17 protein-coding genes and 1 pseudogene are annotated in these 16,472 nt (G+C 65.9%); 5 read left to right on the forward strand and 13 right to left on the reverse strand.

Annotated elements, in window-relative coordinates:
- Position 1: 1 nt before the first annotated feature.
- Positions 2–184, forward strand: a complete 183-nt coding sequence (locus tag KBY77_RS03435) for a high light inducible protein (protein WP_255092993.1) — start codon at positions 2–4, stop codon at positions 182–184.
- A gap of 15 nt (positions 185–199) precedes the next feature.
- Here the strand turns inward: KBY77_RS03435 and KBY77_RS03440 are convergent, their stop codons facing one another.
- Positions 200–1,408 carry a type IV pilus twitching motility protein PilT gene (locus tag KBY77_RS03440; RefSeq protein ID WP_255102193.1) on the reverse strand — a complete coding sequence of 403 codons (1,209 nt, stop codon included), beginning with the start codon at positions 1,406–1,408 and terminating at the stop codon, positions 200–202.
- Positions 1,409–1,513: 105 nt separating this feature from the next.
- On the opposite strand from KBY77_RS03440, the gene wecB reads away from it, so the two are divergent.
- Positions 1,514–2,638 carry a non-hydrolyzing UDP-N-acetylglucosamine 2-epimerase gene (wecB, locus tag KBY77_RS03445; RefSeq protein WP_255102194.1) on the forward strand — a complete coding sequence of 375 codons (1,125 nt, stop codon included), beginning with the start codon at positions 1,514–1,516 and terminating at the stop codon, positions 2,636–2,638.
- 18 nt (positions 2,639–2,656) lie between these two features.
- Here wecB and KBY77_RS03450 read toward each other — a convergent pair whose 3' ends face one another.
- The gene (locus KBY77_RS03450) at positions 2,657–3,853 is read right to left on the reverse strand and encodes an efflux RND transporter periplasmic adaptor subunit (RefSeq protein ID WP_255102195.1); all 1,197 of its coding nucleotides are present in this window, start codon (positions 3,851–3,853) and stop codon (positions 2,657–2,659) included.
- 103 nt (positions 3,854–3,956) lie between these two features.
- Here KBY77_RS03450 and ychF point away from each other — a divergent pair, with 103 nt between their 5' ends.
- The gene (ychF, locus tag KBY77_RS03455) at positions 3,957–5,048 is read left to right on the forward strand and encodes a redox-regulated ATPase YchF (RefSeq protein ID WP_255102196.1); all 1,092 of its coding nucleotides are present in this window, start codon (positions 3,957–3,959) and stop codon (positions 5,046–5,048) included.
- 91 nt (positions 5,049–5,139) lie between these two features.
- Here the strand turns inward: ychF and KBY77_RS03460 are convergent, their stop codons facing one another.
- The 5 genes and pseudogenes from KBY77_RS03460 to KBY77_RS03480 form a co-directional block, all read right to left on the reverse strand.
- Positions 5,140–5,625: an N-acetyltransferase gene (locus tag KBY77_RS03460; protein ID WP_255102197.1), complete on the reverse strand. Its 486-nt coding sequence runs from the start codon at positions 5,623–5,625 to the stop codon at positions 5,140–5,142.
- Between the two features lie 38 nt (positions 5,626–5,663).
- Complete coding sequence (locus KBY77_RS03465) at positions 5,664–6,455, reverse strand: SDR family NAD(P)-dependent oxidoreductase (RefSeq protein ID WP_255102198.1); 792 nt, start codon at positions 6,453–6,455, stop codon at positions 5,664–5,666.
- A 54-nt stretch (positions 6,456–6,509) separates the two neighbouring features.
- A pseudogene (locus tag KBY77_RS03470) lies at positions 6,510–6,809 on the reverse strand (methyltransferase); the annotation flags it as partial.
- A 152-nt stretch (positions 6,810–6,961) separates the two neighbouring features.
- Positions 6,962–7,381 (reverse strand): hypothetical protein, encoded by a 420-nt coding sequence (locus KBY77_RS03475; RefSeq protein ID WP_255102199.1) that lies wholly within the window; start codon positions 7,379–7,381, stop codon positions 6,962–6,964.
- Positions 7,382–7,542: 161 nt separating this feature from the next.
- Positions 7,543–8,256: a peptidase gene (locus KBY77_RS03480; RefSeq protein ID WP_255102200.1), complete on the reverse strand. Its 714-nt coding sequence runs from the start codon at positions 8,254–8,256 to the stop codon at positions 7,543–7,545.
- A 130-nt stretch (positions 8,257–8,386) separates the two neighbouring features.
- Here KBY77_RS03480 and KBY77_RS03485 point away from each other — a divergent pair, with 130 nt between their 5' ends.
- Positions 8,387–8,617, forward strand: a complete 231-nt coding sequence (locus KBY77_RS03485) for a hypothetical protein (protein WP_255102201.1) — start codon at positions 8,387–8,389, stop codon at positions 8,615–8,617.
- Positions 8,618–8,631: 14 nt separating this feature from the next.
- Here KBY77_RS03485 and KBY77_RS03490 read toward each other — a convergent pair whose 3' ends face one another.
- The gene (locus KBY77_RS03490; RefSeq protein ID WP_255102202.1) at positions 8,632–9,807 is read right to left on the reverse strand and encodes an MFS transporter; all 1,176 of its coding nucleotides are present in this window, start codon (positions 9,805–9,807) and stop codon (positions 8,632–8,634) included.
- A 41-nt stretch (positions 9,808–9,848) separates the two neighbouring features.
- Here KBY77_RS03490 and KBY77_RS03495 point away from each other — a divergent pair, with 41 nt between their 5' ends.
- Positions 9,849–11,456 (forward strand): alpha/beta fold hydrolase, encoded by a 1,608-nt coding sequence (locus KBY77_RS03495; RefSeq protein WP_255102203.1) that lies wholly within the window; start codon positions 9,849–9,851, stop codon positions 11,454–11,456.
- 9 nt (positions 11,457–11,465) lie between these two features.
- Here the strand turns inward: KBY77_RS03495 and KBY77_RS03500 are convergent, their stop codons facing one another.
- The 5 genes from KBY77_RS03500 to KBY77_RS03520 form a co-directional block, all read right to left on the reverse strand.
- Complete coding sequence (locus tag KBY77_RS03500; RefSeq protein WP_255102204.1) at positions 11,466–12,485, reverse strand: ABC transporter permease; 1,020 nt, start codon at positions 12,483–12,485, stop codon at positions 11,466–11,468.
- The gene (locus KBY77_RS03505; RefSeq protein WP_315856456.1) at positions 12,482–14,068 is read right to left on the reverse strand and encodes an ABC transporter substrate-binding protein; all 1,587 of its coding nucleotides are present in this window, start codon (positions 14,066–14,068) and stop codon (positions 12,482–12,484) included. Before KBY77_RS03505 ends, KBY77_RS03500 begins: the two co-directional genes overlap by 4 nt.
- A 47-nt stretch (positions 14,069–14,115) precedes the next feature.
- Entirely contained in the window at positions 14,116–14,388 is a 273-nt protein-coding gene (locus tag KBY77_RS03510) for a hypothetical protein (RefSeq protein WP_255102205.1), read from the reverse strand.
- Positions 14,389–14,687: 299 nt separating this feature from the next.
- Positions 14,688–15,992: a homoserine dehydrogenase gene (locus tag KBY77_RS03515; protein WP_255102206.1), complete on the reverse strand. Its 1,305-nt coding sequence runs from the start codon at positions 15,990–15,992 to the stop codon at positions 14,688–14,690.
- A 34-nt stretch (positions 15,993–16,026) separates the two neighbouring features.
- Complete coding sequence (locus KBY77_RS03520; RefSeq protein WP_255102207.1) at positions 16,027–16,446, reverse strand: SufE family protein; 420 nt, start codon at positions 16,444–16,446, stop codon at positions 16,027–16,029.
- Between the last annotated feature and the right edge of the window lie 26 nt (positions 16,447–16,472).

Genomic DNA, 16,472 nt, shown 5'->3' on the forward strand with positions numbered 1-16,472 from the left:
GATGGCCCCTGCTGAGATCAGCGAGAACCTGCTCGAGCCCGTCGATGTCGACCCACAGGAACTGAATGCCTGGCGCCGTGGTTTCACTCCCCAGGCTGAGATCTGGAACGGGCGCCTGGCCATGCTTGGCCTGTCCCTGGGCTTGGCGAGTCTGCTGCTGATCCGGCTGGTCACCCGCTCCTGAGCAGCGTCGGCTCCCTCAGCTGATCCGACCGCGCAGGGTCTGGGCCAGTTCATTCGGTTTGAGGCTGTGGGAGAGGGCTTCGCGGGGATCCACCTGACCCTCTTCCACAAGTGCGGCCAATGATTGATTGATGGTCTGCATTCCGTCAAAGGCACTGCGGGCCATGATCTGCTCCACCTCGTCGAGATCCCCGCGCTGGATGTAGTCGCGGCAGGCTTCAGTGTTCACCAGCAGATCGTGATAGGCCCTGCGCTTCCCGTCCACGGTGCGGATCAGCCCCTGGGAGATCACCGCCAGCAGGGATTCCGCCAGCTCGCGGCGCATCTGTTCCTTGCTGGCCGGATCGAACAGTCCCATGACCCGGTCCACCGTGCGAACGGCTGAATTGGTGTGGAGGGTTCCGAAGACCAGGTGGCCGGTCTGGGCGGCTTCAAGGGCAGTGGTAAGGGTGTCGCGGTCGCGGATTTCACCGATCAGGATCACATCGGGATCCTCCCTCAGCGCAGCTCTCAGGGCGGTGTGGAAGTGCTTGGTGTGATGCCCCACCTCCCGCTGTCGAATCAGGCAGGTGCGGCTGGTGTGCACGAACTCCACCGGATCTTCGATCGTGATGACGTGCTTGGCGGCGGTTCGGTTGATCCAGTCGATCATCGCGGCCAGTGTGGTGCTCTTGCCGCAGCCCGTGGGGCCGGTCATCAGCACCAGCCCCTTCGGATAGTTGGCCAGCTGCTTCATCACCGGTGGCATCGCCAATTGATCCAGGGTTGGTGCCTCTAAAGGGATGAGCCGCAGCACCATCGCGGGGCCGCGCACGCTCTCCAGCAGGTTGATGCGTACGCGCGCGAAGGGGAATGCGTAAGCCCCGTCGAAGTCCAGGTCGCGACGGAAACGATCCAGGTCGGCTGGCTCGATGATCTCCTCCAGCCAGAGCCGGAATTGCTCCCGGTCGGTGGCAGGCCAGCCCGTGTTCACCATCACCCCCTGGTCGCGATAGCGAGGCGTTTCGCCCACGCCGATGTGCACGTCGGAGAAGTCCCTGGCTTCGGCGATTGCCACTATCGCTTCAAGGCTTGGAGGCAGATCGCCGAAGGTCGGGCGCACGGATTCCGGCGTTGGATGGACCGAATCCACAGGGGCCGGAGCCGGCGGAGGTGGGGGCGGCAGCCTGATTGCTGCGGCATCGACCAGGGCCTGGGGAGCGTTGCTGCTCTCGAGCGGGTTCACGGGTTGGCTGCGGCCAGTGCAAGCAGCATTGCTCGAAACTGAGCCCCTGTCACGGAAGAGCCTGCGGGCCCCCTTCCCTAGGATCCGAGCCACCGCCTCGCCCCCTTGTCCGCCACCGCACCGCTCGTGAGCATCGTGCTGGGCACCCGGCCTGAAGCGATCAAGCTGGCGCCGGTGATCCTGGCTTTTCAGCGCGATCCGGGCTTCCGCACCCGGGTGGTGCTCACGGGTCAGCACCGGGAGATGGTGGCCCAGGTGATGGATCTGTTCGGGCTCACCCCTGACCGCGACCTGGCCCTGATGGCCCCGAAGCAAACCCTCACCCATGTCACCTGCGCGGCACTGCAGGGACTGCGCGAGGAGTTCCTGGAGCATCGCCCCGATCTGGTGCTGGTGCAGGGCGACACCACCACCGCCTTCGCTTCGGCCCTGGCGGCCTTCTACGAGCAGATCCCCGTGGGCCACGTGGAGGCCGGGCTGCGCACCGACAACCTGCTCGATCCCTTCCCGGAGGAGGCGAACCGGCGCCTGATCTCCCAGGTGGCCCAGCTGCACTTCGCCCCCACCAGCGTCTCCGAGGCGAACCTGAAGGCGTCGGGCGTGGTGGGGCAGATCCTGGTCACGGGCAACACGGTGATCGATGCTCTGCTGCTGATGGCCGCTTCGGCACCCCTGCCCCAGGTTCCAGGTCTCGACTGGGAGCGGCAGCGGGTGATTCTGGCCACTGTCCACCGCCGAGAGAACTGGGGGGAGCGTCTCACCAGCATCGGAGAGGGATTCCGTCAGCTGCTGGACCGCCACCCCGACACGGCCCTGCTGTTGCCTTTGCACCGCAACCCCACGGTGCGGGAGCCCCTCCAGGAGCTGCTGGGCGACCATCCCCGCGCTCACCTCTGCGAACCGCTCGACTACGACGAGCTGGTGGGGGCGATCAGGGGCTGCACCCTGCTGCTCTCCGATTCCGGCGGTCTGCAGGAGGAGGCTCCGGCCCTGGGCAAGCCGGTGCTGGTGCTGCGGAGAACCACGGAACGGCCAGAAGCGGTCACGGCCGGAACGGCACGCCTGATCGGCACCGACAGGGAGTCGATCGTGGACGAAGCCAGCCGGCTACTGGACGATCCCCAGGCCTATGCCGCCATGGCCCAGGCCCATAACCCCTTCGGCGATGGCCAGGCCAGTGGCCGGATCCTCGAGGCCAGCCGGAACTTCCTGAGCGGAGGCCGCAGCTGATCGGGCATCCGGCCGCCGTCAGGAATCCCGTTTCTTGGCCCAGGGGGGCAGGTCGATGAACACCCGGGTGCCTTCCTTGAGACCCGTGATGATCTGTGTGTTGCGACCGCTGCTCGATCCCAGGGTCACCGGCTGAAAGCGGGGCTGGTTGTCCTTGCCCACCAGCAGGACGCCCGGCCGACCTTCCTCCGTCACCACCGCCACGGTGGGTACCAGGGTCTGTGGGGGAAGGCTGCCGGTCTGAAAGTCGATGTCGGCGGTCATGCCGATGCGCAGCAGGTTGTTGGGATCGCTGAGTGAGAGTTTCACCTCGAACGACGTGACGTTGTTGTTTTTCACCGCCCGCGGTGCCACCTGAATCACCCGTGCGGCGAATCTCTTGTCGGGGAAGGCATCCACTCGCACGCTGGCGCTCTGGCCGATGCTGATTCGGCCGATGTCGTTCTCGGGCACCTTGGCGACCACCTCCAGCCCCTGGGCCAGCTCCACCACAGAGGAGCTTGAGGCGCCGGCGTTGGCCGAGGCGGAGGTGGTGGGAGTCACGAAAGCGCCGGGGTCGGCGAAACGCTGGGTGATCACCCCATCGAAGGGGGCCCGGATCGTGAGCTCAGCGCGTTCCACAGTGCGCTGGTTGAAGCGCTTGCGGGCCACGTCCAGTGAGGCCCTGGCCGTGAGTGCACGGGTGCGGAAGGACACGATGTCGTCCTCGCTGATGGCCCCCTGCTCAAACAGCTTGAGTCGGCGTTCGTAGTCGGAGCGAGCTCGGTTCTCCTCAGCTTCCGCCAGGCGCACCTGGGCCTCCAGTTCCAGCTCACGTTGGCGCAGGTCACCGCTGTCCATCAGGGCGATGGGCTGGCCCTCGCTGACCCGGTCGCCTTCATCCACGTACAGCGACTCGAGCACACCGCCGCGCTTGGGGCTCACGTTGACGCTGCGACCTGCCTCCAGCTCGCCGCTGGCGCTCACCACTCCCGGGAGGGTGCCGCGCTGGGCCACCACGGTGAAATCGGCCAGGTTGCTGCGTTTGGCGGCCTGGCGCTGGCGTTGCCAGATGGTCACACCGCCCACCACCACCAGCAAGGCCACGGCCCCGGCCGCCAGTCGCCGCCAGCGGCGTCGCGGAGCCAGGCCGAAAGCCCCCTCTCCAGCCGGTGTGGACACGCTGGGTGAGAGCGGAGCCTGGGGTGGCTTCGGGGCTGGGGGTTGTTCGAGCATCCGCGTGGCGATGGCCGTGCTCCATTCACTGCGACCAGTCTTCCTGGTGTTGCTCCCAACTGTGGCCCTGCCCCCGGAGGAGCCCCCGTCTAGATTTCGCCCCATGCTCAAAGCCGGAATCGTGGGGCTGCCCAACGTGGGCAAATCCACCTTGTTCAACGCCCTGGTGGCCAACGCCCAGGCCCAGGCGGCCAATTTCCCCTTCTGCACGATCGAGCCGAATGTGGGCGTCGTGGCAGTGCCTGATGCGCGTCTGCAGAGGCTTTCGGATGTGTCCAGCTCTCGCGAGATCGTCCCCACCCGGGTGGAGTTCGTCGACATCGCCGGTCTGGTGAAGGGGGCCAGTCAGGGGGAGGGCCTGGGCAACAAGTTCCTCGCCAACATCCGCGAGGTGGACGCGATCGTGCACGTGGTCCGCTGCTTCGAAGACGACGACGTCATCCACGTGTCGGGTGATGTGGATCCGGTGCGTGACGCCGAAGTGATCAATCTGGAGCTGGGCCTGGCGGATCTGGGCCAGATCGAGAAGCGCCGTGAGCGGCTGAAGAAGCAGGCGCGCACCAGCAAGGAGGCCCAGGCCGAGGATGCAGCCCTGGCGCGGATCCAGGCGGAGCTCGAGCAGGGAGGTGCCGCCCGCAACGTGGAGCTGGGGGAGGAGGAGGTGCCCATGGTGAAGCCCCTGGGGCTGCTCACCGCCAAGCCGATCATCTACGCCACCAACGTCTCGGAAGACGATCTGGCCGAGGGCAATGCCCATAGCCGAGCCGTGGAGGAGCTGGCTTTGAAGGAAGGAGCCGAGGCCGTGCGCATCTCGGCCCAGGTGGAGGCGGAACTGATTGAGCTGGGCGAGGCTGAGCGCGCTGATTACCTGGAGGGCCTGGGGGTCAGCGAGGGCGGGCTGCAGAGCCTGATCCACGCCACCTACCGCCTGCTGGGCCTGCGCACTTACTTCACCACCGGCGAGAAGGAAACCCGCGCCTGGACGATCACCGCCGGTATGACTGCCCCCCAGGCTGCCGGTGTGATCCACACCGACTTCGAGCGGGGATTTATCCGTGCCCAGACCGTGGCCTACTCCCAGCTGGTGGAGGCCGGCTCCCTGCCGGAAGCCCGCAACCGCGGCTGGCTGCGCAGTGAGGGTAAGGATTATGTGGTCCAGGAAGGAGACGTGATGGAGTTTCTGTTCAACGTCTGAAGAGATAAGCCTCAGCCTCCCGCCGCTCACAGCGGGAGCATCTGAACATGGCGTGATCTCAAGAGATTGGAACTGTCATTGAGCCGACGCTTCAGCCAGCAGGTTGTGCCAATTTTTTCTGCAGGTTCAGGCTGGCTACTTCATATCCAGCTGTTGCATAAAGCTGCTGAGCAGTCTTGTTGGAGTTGAACACGTGCAAGACAATAGCTGCAACCCCCTGCGCCAGGAGGGCGGCCTCTAACGCTTCCAATGTTGCTCGGGCATGCCCCTTGCGTCTGTGCTGGGGATAGATGAATAGCTGATGAATGAATGCGATCTGCTCAGATCCTCTGCTGCCAAGGCTGACCCAGATGAAGCCGATTGCCAATTTGCTGTCGTTTTCAACGATCTCCAAAAAGATGTTGTTAGGCGTTGACAGGCCCTGGGGGAGAAGCCTTTTGATCTCGGCTTGTGCAAGTTCGAGAGATTCTGTTTTGGGCCATCGATTCAAGCCTTCGATATCGTCAAGAGAGCTCTCGATTGCTTGTTTGATGAAGCCAGAGAAGGCTTCTGCGCGCATTCTCAGAAGGCGGATCATGGGGTGTTGGCATGGCTGTGTGGTTTCCAGGGCTCAGGTCACGGCTCTGGATAGTTGAAGGCCACCCCCTGCGGCAGCCACTGGCAGTGGGTGCTTGCGTCATAGACATACCAGGGGTCGGTGCGGGCGTAATCCTCCAGAGGGGTGTCCAGCAGTACCCAGGCGATGAAAGCCACGGCCAGTTCCGTGGGGATCAAGTTGGGCTGGTTCATGCGGAAGAAGGCCGCCATCTTGAAGTCGGCCGGATCGGGAGTGCGCAGGTCCGCCTGCATGTCCGTATCCACTTCCCCGGGGATGAGCTCGGCCACCGCCATGGTGGCCGGGCACTCAAGCTGCAGGGAGCGGCTCACGGAATGCAGGGCGTGTTTGCTCATGCAGTACAGAGAGAGCCCTGGGAAGGTTTCGTGGGCTGAGCGGGTGGAGAGATTCAGCACCCGGGCTGCGGGCACCATGCGCTGTGCCAAGGCCACACTCAGCCGCGCGGGGGCAATGGCCATGAGCGTCAGCGCCGCCGTCATGGCGTTGCTGGAGTGAGCCACCAGCGGACCGACCGGCGTTACCGCCCCGGCTCCATTGACCAGGGCGGCGAGGCTACGGGCGCCCAGGGCAAGCTCGATGCCCTCGATGGCGGCCTCGATTCCGGCGGGGGTGGAAAGATCAGCTTCTACCAATTGCAGGTCGTCGTCGTGGGCCGGCAGGGTGCAGCTCCCGATCCTGCGCACCACAGCAATCACGGGCCGCCCGCGCTGGCGGAGCTGATTCACAAGCTCGAGCCCCAGGCCGCGACTGGCACCGGTGACCACGACGACGCCCGCTGGCAGTTGGTCCATCTGTGACATGGGAAAACATGATGGCTGGAATTCTGATCAGAGGTCAGGCTCCGCTTAGCCCATCAGTCTGCAGCCGGATCGAGGCTGAACCGGCCACGCTGGCCCGTACTCGGTCACTTGATCGCGATCGGCGCCGGTGTAGTCGAAGCCGCCCGGTGTTTCGATGAGCATGTTCAGACTCATCAGCAGTCCAAAAGTATTCTGGGATCGATTGTCGTCGATGATGGCCTCGTAGACCACGAGAGCACGACCATCAGGCAATGCGTTAAATGCCTTCTGGATGAGCATGCGTTTCGTGGACAGGTCCCAGTCGTGCAGGATGTGACCCATCAGAATGACATCAGCTTTGGGTAACTCCTGTTTGAAACATCACCAGGTTCAAGCCTGAGCCGAGTCGACAGGCCATGAGATGAAACGTAGTCATTATAAATCAGCGCCACCTCCGGCAAGTCAAAGCCGATACCCTCCAGATGGGGGTTGGTGAGAGCAATCTGGACGGCCAGGTCTCACTGAGCGGTGCCGACATCCACAAATGTGAGCTGTTCGTTCCATGGGAACATTCTGGCAATGGCCATGTTGGCGCCTCCGCTGATCCCGCTCATGGCAGCCAGGAACTCCATGAGGCGCGCGGGATCGGCGTAGAGGGTTTCAAATAGGGCTGGTCCTCCAGACCTGAGCTCATTCTGCGGCAGGCCCGTGCGCAGACCCTCGTTGAGATGGCCGCAGAAGGGATAGAGACGTGAGTTGGCCAACTCAAGAGTGCAGCCCATGTATGACGGCTTCCCGGGATCCAGGAAAGCGTCGGATTCGGGGGTGTTGCTGTAGATCTCTGCCTTTCGCTTCAGGAAGCCAAGGGTCACGAGGGCATCCAGAAAATCCCTGGCCGCGCGCGGGTGCAGCCCCAGGCCTTCGCGCAGGGCTTCCAACGACTGAGGCCCCCGGCCAGTTCCGTGACACACCGATCTCGATCGCGCTCATCAGGGCTTTCGAGGCCCAGAAGGCCATCCCGGTCTGCAGGATTATTTCAGGGTTCACGGCTGGTGCATGGATGTCTGGTTGTCTGACTCGCTCACTCTGAATGCAGGGCTCAGGACCAGTCCAGAGCGGGAAGTCCTCGGAAGGCCTGGCGTACGCCTGTGCTCCAGCCTGTGCTCAGGGCTGAGAAGTATGGGTCGCCCTCGAGGAAGCGGCGCCTGTGGCGAATGGCCAGGCTGTCGCGCTCGTACCAGATCAGGTCGATCGGCATGCCCACCGACAGATTGCTGCGCATGGTGGAATCAAAGGACACCAGTACGCACTTGGTGGCGTCGGCCAATGTCGTGGCTGGGGTGATCACACGGTCGATGATCGGCTTGCCGTATTTCGCTTCGCCGGTCTGCAGGAAGGGTGTGTCCTCGCCAGCCTCGATGAAGTTGCCTTCGGCGTAGATGCGGAACAGCCGCGGGGCTTCTCCCCTGATCTGGCCGCCCAGAATGAAGGAGGCGTTGAATTTCAGTGCACTGCCCTCCAGGAAGGGGGCATCGCGATGTTCGATGTCGCGCATCGCATCCGACACCAGCATGGCCACATCGAACAGGGTCTGGGCGGTCCACAGGGTGGAGCTGCCGTCGTTGCGATTGGCACGCTGTTGCAGCAGGCTCACCACCGCCTGGGTGCCGGCCAGGCTGCCGGAACTGAGCAGAACGATCACCCGATCACCTGGCCGCTCAAAGGTGGTCATCTTGCAGAACCTGGCGAAATCATCGACGCCGGCATTGGTACGCGAATCGGAGGCCATCACCAGACCCTCCTGCAGCAGCATGCCCACGCAATACGTCACAGTCGGATTTTTCGCTTTGGCGGCTCCATTTTTACGGCGGACCCGCTCCAGCGTCTGTCCCGGCGGTGCCCCCGCTGAGGGGGGACAATTGAACCAGCTGCAGTGGCCGGTGATGCCCACATCCCAGACGTCTCCCGCCAACGATCCGGAAGCGCCAATCGATCCGGCCGCTCCCGCCGATCACCCCCACAACTTCGAGGTTCAGAAGGAACTGCACCAGCGGATCCGTAACGACCCCGACTACGACGACTGGGAATACGGCACCGAGCCGCTCCCCCATGAGTCGGAAGCCTGGATCCGTGCCCAGCAGGCCAATGCCAACGCCCAGGTCGAGGGCCCCTGAGGGCGGGCCATCGCTCAGGGGCCTGCTTGGATCCGCCGCTGACCGGGGTGGGGATGGAAGCGGTTCAGCTCCCCCACCAGCAGCAGACCCAGCAGGCTCAGCATCGTCATCATCAGCCAGAGGCCGGCTCCGTGCCGTTGGTTTTCCAGCAGCCAGCCCCCCACCAGGGGAGCCACGAACGAGCTGATCGCGAAGCACTGGGAGAACAGGGCCAGAGCCATCCCCTGGTGCGTTGCCGGAGTGATTTCGATCACTGCTTCACTGGCGGTGGGAAGAAAGGCCGCCGCCGCTGCCGCCAGGGGCACCTGGGCCAGCACCAGCAGGGGCAGGCTCTGCCAGCCCAGGGCTGAGAGGGCCAGCAGCAGGCTGCCGAGCGCAAAGCCCAGCAGGCTCCAGCCCAGCCCAAAGGCCACCGGCCGCTCCGACAGCCAGCGCCCCAGGGGCCACTGGAACAGCAGCAGCAAGCTGAGCTGCAGGCCCAGCAGCAGGGCCCCGAGGCTCTCGCTCAGCGGTGCCCGCTCCAGCCCACCCCGCACCAGATCCAGCGGCAAGGCGCTCTGCAGGAGCGACACCATGGCCGTGGCCAGCAGAGTCACCCCCAGCAGGGGCAGCAGGGGCTTCACCCACTGGCGCCAGGCAAGCCGGCGATCCCCGTCGCTGGTGGCGGCTGCCACGGCCAGAGGTGAGCGCAGCAGCAGGGTGATCACCACCACCATGCAGGCGATGTCCACCAGATAGATGCCGCGCAGGTGTCGGCTGCTCGCCAGCAGGGCTCCCAGCAGCACCCCCAGGGCCACGCCCAGGGCGTCACCGGTTCTGACCAGCGCATAGGCACGGCTGCTGGGCAGGGGCGGCGCACTCAGGGGCACCGCCAGCTCGATCGCCGGCCAGTAGATCCCCATCGCTGTGCCCAGCAGCACCTGCCCCAGCACGAAGGCGGCGAAGGTTTCCGCGTTGAACAGCTGGCTGTCGGCCAGCACTGAGATCAGTGCCGCCAGTAGCACCGGCCGGGTGGTGCTGAGGCCATGGTCGAGCCACCAGCCGCTCAGCAGCCGCCCCAGGGTGCCGGCCAGTGCCGCGGCGGCCAGGCCCTGACCCACCTCCAGGGCCGAGAACTGAGCCTGGTGGAACACCACCGGGGTGAGATAGAGAATCCCCCCAGCCCCGAAGCTGCCCACCAGGCGGATCACGGTCAGTTCGCGCAGCGGCGCGGGAAACTGGAGCCACCAGATTGTTTGGCTTGCTCCTGCCTGCGGCTCAGTCACAACACGTTCGCCGGGGGCTGGCACTCCTGACCAGTCTGCTGGTGGGCTCGGTGACGCCGCTGCTGGCAGCTTCGGCTCGGGCCGCCGACCGGCTGGATGTGCAGCTCGATGGCCTCTCGCTGCCCCTCGACCTGCACCAGCTCGATGCCTGGAGCCGGGACCCGAAGGGCAGCCGTAATGAGCTGGCTATCTGGTTCGAGCTGCTCGACGAACGCAGTCGCGACGATCTGGTGTCATTGCTGCGGGCGCCCCTGCTGCCTGACCGGGGCTTCGCTCTGCAGCTGCTGCAGAGCTGGGCTGGCCGCCAGGTGCTGCAGGAGGTGGGGGAACTGTTCGCCGGAGGAAAGCCCGGGAGCGGTGTGCTGTTGCTCACCACTCTGCGGGAGCGCCTGCAGCGGCCTGAGCCGATTCGGTTCGTGGAACTGCTGCTGGCGGTGCCCACGCCCCAGCTCACCCTCGATCTCGATGGTCTGCTGCAGCTCGCGGGTCTCTGGCGGCAGCAGCTGGAGGAGCAGACTCTGGCGCTGGAGAGATTGCGGGACCTGCCGCTGAGCTTCCGGGAGGATTCAGGGACCAGGGGACGGCTCTCGGCGATTCAGCCTGACCTCAGGCCCAGATCCATCGCCCTGAAGGTGGCCCACCGGTCAGCCCCGCTGGAGCTGGAACTCTGGCCGGCCGTGGCGCCCCGCCAGGGCTCATGGGTGGTGCTGATGCCGGGACTGGGGGGCAGCAGTGCCCAGCTCGGCTGGATGGCCCAGGGCCTGGCAGCCCGGGGCTGGCCGGTGGTGCTGATCGAACACCCAGGCAGCAACGAGACGGCGGTGCGCCAGATGCTCGATGGCCAGCGCCCCCCGCCCGGAGCTGAAACCCTGCCTGATCGTCTGGCCGATGTGGAGGCGGTCCTGGCGGCGGAACGGCAGGGGCAGATTCCCCGGCTTGGCCACTCGGTGGTGCTGATGGGCCACTCCCTGGGGGGGCTTTCGGCGCTGCTGGCGGCCGGTCTGCGCCCGCTCCCGGGCCTGGCCCGCCGCTGCGACCGGGCTCTGGATGTGATCCCCCTGATCAACATTTCAAGGTTGCTGCAATGTCAGCTTCAGGAGGTGCCCCTGCCTGAGCCGGCGAGCGGCCAGCCGAGAACCCTGGCTGCCGTGGTGAGCCTGAACGGCTTCGGCAGCCTGCTCTGGCCTGCCCGTGGTCTGGAGCGCCTCAAGGCCCCGCTGCTGATCACAGGCGGCGGGCTGGATCTGGTCACCCCGCCGGTGAGCGAGCAGCTGGCACTGTTCCTGCAGCACCCGGATCCACGCAGCCGTCTGGTGATGGTGGAGGGCGGCAGCCACTTTTCCGTGGTGCGCGTCAAGGAGCATGAGCAGGCGCTCTGGCGGCTCGGTGATGGCCTGGTGGGAGTGGAGCCGGTGCGGGTGCAGGAGCTGCTGCTCAGCCTCACCACCGAGTTCCTGACGTCGGTGGATACGGCCATGACGATGGCCCCGCAGCGCCGCAGCCGCGATGGTGTGACGGCCTATGTGCTCGACGGCCGCAATGCCCGGCGCTGGCGTGACCGCATCGGCCGCTGAAGGCGTGGCTCAGAAGCGGATGCGTGGATCCAGCACCGCCACCAGCATGTCCACCGTCACGCTCACCAGCACCACCAGGGCCGCCACCACCACCACAATCCCCTGCACCAGGGGGTAGTCGCGCTGGCCGATGGCCTCCTGCAGTCGGAAGGCGATGCCGGGCCAGGAGTAGGTGACCTCGATCAGCAGGGCGCCGCCGATAAGTGACGCCACGGTGATACCGGTGATCGTGAGCACAGGTAGCAGTGCATTCGGCATGGCATGGCGCAGCACCACCCGGGTTTCACTCAGCCCGCGGCTCCTGGCCGCTTCCACGTAGTCGGAGCGCAGCACCCTGCGGAGGTTGAGTCGCAGGGCGTTGGCGAAGATGCCGCTGAGCAGCAGGCCCAGGGTGCTGGCGGGCAGCACCAGGTGCCGCAGGCTTCCGGCCAGCTGCTGGGGATTGGCGGCACGCAGGCTGTCGAGCAGATAGAAGCCGCTGCCGCTCGGGGGCATCAGGGTTGCGGGGAAGCGCCCCCCCACCGGCAGCCAGCCCAGCCAGACGGCGAAGATCAGCTGGATCACCATCGCCGCCCAGAACGGCGGCAGGGCATAGGTGCCGATGCCATAGAGCCTGCCTGCCAGATCGAGCCTGCCCTCGGGGCGAGCGATGCCGCTGAAGCCCACCGCCAACCCCAGCACTGCGGCGATCAGCAGCGCACACAGTCCCAGTTCGAGGCTGGCCGGCAGGCTCTGGCGGATCACCTCCAGCACCGGGGTCTGGTTGGTGAGCGATTCCCCCAGATTCCCCTTGACCAGATCGGCCAGGAAATGGCCGTATTGAGCCGGCAGGGGCTGATCGAGCCCCAGCTGCTGGCGCAGGGCCTGACGCGCCGCCTCCGGTGCCCGTGTGCCCAGCAGGGCGTCGATGGGATCCCCAGGCGCCAGCCGCAGCAGCAGAAACACCAGAGTGGCGATCAGCCAGAGCATCACAGGAGCGAGCAGCAGCCGGCTGCCCAGGTAGCCCAGCAGCTGACGGCGGCGGCTCATGGCGCAGGCCTCGAAGCGGCAGGCCGCTGCTGAAGCTGGCTGAGCACCACGCGGCCGGAACCATCGAACACCGGAGTGCTCAGCCTGGCCTGGGCCCAGGCCCGCGGCGCCACGAGCCAGACAGGGATGTAGGGGGCGGCGGCGGCGGTGTCCCGCTGCAGACGCTGCAGCAGCTCGATTCGCTTGCTTCCCTCCAGGCTCTGGCTGAGGAGCAGCTCCTCGTTCAGGCCCGGGCGGGTCCAGAAGCTGCCGCTGGAGGCACTGGGCCCTTCCAGGCAGCGATAGCCCACGGCCTTGTCGCAGCCCAGCAGCGGCTGCAGATAATTATCGGCGTCGGGGTAGTCGCCCATCCACTCCAGCAGGATCGAGGCGAAAGCCCCCTCGCCGAGCTGACGGTAGGCCGTGGTGGATTCCATGCCGCTCACCTCCAGAACGATGCAGTCACCCAGATCCCTGCGCAGCTGTTCCTTCCAGATCAGGGCGAAGAGTTTGTCGGCGGGGATGTTGGAGCGGAAGGTGAAAGGCAGGTTCAGCGTGCGGCCCCGGCAGTAGCCGGCCTGCTCGAACAGCCGCCGCGCCTGCACAGGGTCGTAGGCCGGCCAGGCTGTCGGTTCGGAGCCGCTCAGGCTGGGGGGCACCAGATCACGCAGCGGCGGCCGAAGGCCATGGGTCACCCGCTGGCTGATCAGGTCGTGGTCAAGGCTGTGGGCAATGGCACGGCGCACCAGCGGGTTCTTCAGGGGCGGCTGGTCGCTGAGCAGGGTCAGGTACCCGATCTCCAGCGCCGGACCGACTCCTTCCAGCAAACGCCCCCGTTGGGCGTCCTGGTGCAGGGAGAGCTGCTGGTCGCCTTCAAGGCTGGTGGACAGCAGCACATCCACCTCGCCGCTGCGCAGGGCTCCGTAGAGGGCCGTGGAGTTGCTGAGGTTGACCAGGTCAAGCCCGTTGTTGGCTGGCCGCTCGCCCCAGTAGTCGCTGAAGGGCTCCAGCCGCTGCTGCTGATCGGCGAAGAAGGTGAGCTTGTAGGGGCCGGTGCCCACGAAGCGGTCGTTGAGGAAGCGCTTGTCGTGGCTTCGGTAGGCAGTGGGGGACAGGGGCGTGAGACTGACGGCGCTCAGCAGCTGGGGCAGAGCGGTGAAGGGGCGCCGCAGCTTCAGTTCCAGCTCATGGCTGCCGCTGGCTCGCACCGAAACGATGCGATCACCCAGCAGATAGCTGAGCTTGCCGATGGCCAGAAACCGCTCCAGGGTGAACACCATGGCGGCGGCATCGAAGCTGGTGCCGTCGTGGAAGCGCACTCCCTGCCGCAACGGCACCCAGGCGGTGAGCCGATCCGGACTCAGCTTCGGCAGGGCCGTGGCCAGCCGTGGTTCCAGTTGACCCTTGGCATCGATCGCGTAGAGCGGATCGCCGATCGCGCTGATCAGCTGGAGAGCACCGAAGCTGTAGGTGGCGGCCGGGTCAACCGAGTCGATTCGGGTGCGGCTGCCCACGACCAGCCGCCCCCCGGGGCCTTGGGTCTGACAACCCAGCAGCGCCCCCATCAGCATGGCCAGCAAGGACACCGTGCGCAGCCGCTTCAAGCCAGGCAAAGCGTTCAGGAGGCTCCTGGGTGCTCAGAGGCTCCCATTCAAGACCGTGACGGGCAGCTCTGGGAATGGGGCAGGTGATGAAGTTCCACCTGGCGGATCGACACCTCGAACACCGGAGAGCCGTGCCGCGCCAGGGGCCAGCGACGCACCCAGCAGCGGTCACGGGGTGCATCGACACCGATCACCTGGTACACCGTGTCCTGAGCTGTCTTGCCGATGGTCCAGGTGGAGGGGCTCTCGCCGCCAGGTGGACCGGCGCTAATGGCCAGATCGGCGGCGAGGTGAACGCAGTCACCCTGATGGAGGGTCATGGCGGTCGCTGGGTGGTGGGGCGAACGGCAGCCCTGATCAGGGCTGGCAGGGACGGCGGTCAGGGCTGGGTACCAGGAAGCAGAGGAGTGGGAAGAGGCCGTTGTCGGCTCAGGATTTCGCAGGGGTGGCTCAGGTGGCGTTCAACCTGGACAACGTGCGGTGCCAGGTGAGCGGATGAGCATCCGAATGCTGATGAAGGAATGTTTACATATTGGCCCTGCTCTGCCCCTGCTCGTCAACCGCTGCGGCATGAGCACTCATTTTGGCCACCAGCAGCTCTGCTGATGGCCTCAGGGCCTCAGAGGGTGCGCAGGCAGGCTGCCACGCTCTGGACCCCTGAGAGGGCCTGGATCGCGGCGAGGGCCGCCTGGAATCGGGCCTCCTCCACCTCGTGGGTGATCACCACGATTTCAGCCTGTCCGCCGCTGGCCTCCAGCTGCACGATCGACTGGATCGAGACGTCTTCGTGACCGAAGCAAGTGCCGATGCGGCCGATCACTCCAGCCTGGTCGCTGGTCTGCAGGCGCACGTAATTCCTGTGGCTGGTGCGGGAAGTCTCCACCAGACTGCAGCGGCGCCAGCGGCTGGCCGCCAGCAGGGGATCCAGCCCTCCGCCGATGCCTCCCACCTGGCGGATGCCGGCGATGTTGAGGATGTCAGCCACCACGGCCGAAGCGGTGGGGCCTGCCCCTGCCCCCGGCCCGTAGAACATCACCCGCCCTACGGGATCTCCCTCCACCAGGATCGCGTTGTTGACCCCATTGACCACCGCCAGTGGATGGTCAGAGGGGACGAGCGTCGGGTGCACACGCACATCTAGGCACTCGCTGCCATCTGCCGCAGTGCCAAGGTGCTGGGCCACAGCCAGCAGTTTCACCCGGTAGCCCAGCTGGTTGGCGTAGCTCACATCCCTCGCCTGCAGGTCACTGATGCCGACGGTGGGAATCAAGGAACGCTCCACCGAACCGCCGTAGGCCAGCCCGGCGAGAATCGCGATTTTGTCTGCCGCATCATGGCCCTCCACATCGGCGGCGGGATCGGCTTCGGCGTAACCCAGCTTCTGGGCCTCAGCCAGGACCTCGGCGTACGCAGCCCCCTCATCCGTCATGCGGCTGAGGATGTAATTGGTGGTGCCGTTGATGATGCCGCTCACCCGTTGGATGCGGTTGCCTCCAAGGGATTGCTTGAGGGGTTCGATGATGGGAATGCCTCCGCCCACCGCCGCTTCGATCAGCACGTAAACCCCTTGGCGGGCTGCGGCATCGGCGATTTCCTCGCCATGGCGGGCGATCACGGCCTTGTTGGCCGTCACCACCGACTTGCCGGCGGCAATGGCAGCGAGGATCAGGCTGCGGGCCGGCTCCAGCCCACCCATCACCTCCACGACGATCTCCACCGAGGGATCGTTCACCACCTCCGCCGGGTCGGTGCTGAGCAGCTCGGGAGGCAGGGCCACGGGCCGGGGGCGGCTCGGATCGCGCACGGCGATGCGCCGCAGCTCCAGCTCCGCCACCAGTGGATGGCGCCCGCCTGGGGAGGTGAGGATCTCGGCGACACCGGCTCCCACCGTGCCCAGACCGAGCAAGCCGATGCCGATGGTCATACCGATTACAGCGCGAAACCGATGATCCTAGAAATCATTCCGCCGCCAGGCTCCTGGCCTGGGCCTGCATCATCTTCAGAATGTTCAGGAAGCCATTGGCTCGGGAGGGGGTGAGGCTGGCCTGAAGGCCAGTCTCGGCCAGAAAGCCAGGGTCCAGACCAGCGGCCTGTTCAGGCGCCAGGCCCTCCAGCCCGGCGATCAGCAGTGCCAGCAGCCCCTTTGTGATCTGGGCGTCGGAATCCCCCTGCCAGTGGAGCTTGCCGTCGACCAGTTGCCCCACCACATACACCTGGGAGACACAGCCTTTCACCTTGAACACCTCCTGCCGGAACTCCTCGGGCAGGGGGGCGAGCTTCTTGGCCAGCCACAGCACGTACTCGTAGCGGCGCTTGGGGTCGCTGGTGCCCCGCAGGCGCTCCACGATCGCGTCGAGGCTGTCGCTGCCGGTGCTCATGGACGGGGTCAGGGTGTGAGAAGTGG

It is taken from the genome of Synechococcus sp. Cruz-7E5 (genome assembly GCF_024345995.1).
Classification (GTDB): domain Bacteria; phylum Cyanobacteriota; class Cyanobacteriia; order PCC-6307; family Cyanobiaceae; genus Regnicoccus_A.

What these genes read in the sequence shown, in the direction of transcription:
- KBY77_RS03435 (WP_255092993.1), top strand. Translation starts at nt 2, where the DNA reads ATGGCCCCTGCTGAGATCAGCGAGAACCTGCTCGAGCCCGTCGATGTC.
- KBY77_RS03450 (WP_255102195.1), bottom strand. Translation starts at nt 3,853, where the DNA reads ATGCTCGAACAACCCCCAGCCCCGAAGCCACCCCAGGCTCCGCTCTCA.
- ychF (WP_255102196.1), top strand. Translation starts at nt 3,957, where the DNA reads ATGCTCAAAGCCGGAATCGTGGGGCTGCCCAACGTGGGCAAATCCACC.
- KBY77_RS03460 (WP_255102197.1), bottom strand. Translation starts at nt 5,625, where the DNA reads ATGATCCGCCTTCTGAGAATGCGCGCAGAAGCCTTCTCTGGCTTCATC.
- KBY77_RS03465 (WP_255102198.1), bottom strand. Translation starts at nt 6,455, where the DNA reads ATGGACCAACTGCCAGCGGGCGTCGTCGTGGTCACCGGTGCCAGTCGC.
- KBY77_RS03480 (WP_255102200.1), bottom strand. Translation starts at nt 8,256, where the DNA reads ATGCTGCTGCAGGAGGGTCTGGTGATGGCCTCCGATTCGCGTACCAAT.
- KBY77_RS03485 (WP_255102201.1), top strand. Translation starts at nt 8,387, where the DNA reads ATGCCCACATCCCAGACGTCTCCCGCCAACGATCCGGAAGCGCCAATC.
- KBY77_RS03500 (WP_255102204.1), bottom strand. Translation starts at nt 12,485, where the DNA reads ATGAGCCGCCGCCGTCAGCTGCTGGGCTACCTGGGCAGCCGGCTGCTG.
- KBY77_RS03510 (WP_255102205.1), bottom strand. Translation starts at nt 14,388, where the DNA reads ATGACCCTCCATCAGGGTGACTGCGTTCACCTCGCCGCCGATCTGGCC.
- KBY77_RS03515 (WP_255102206.1), bottom strand. Translation starts at nt 15,992, where the DNA reads ATGACCATCGGCATCGGCTTGCTCGGTCTGGGCACGGTGGGAGCCGGT.
- KBY77_RS03520 (WP_255102207.1), bottom strand. Translation starts at nt 16,446, where the DNA reads ATGAGCACCGGCAGCGACAGCCTCGACGCGATCGTGGAGCGCCTGCGG.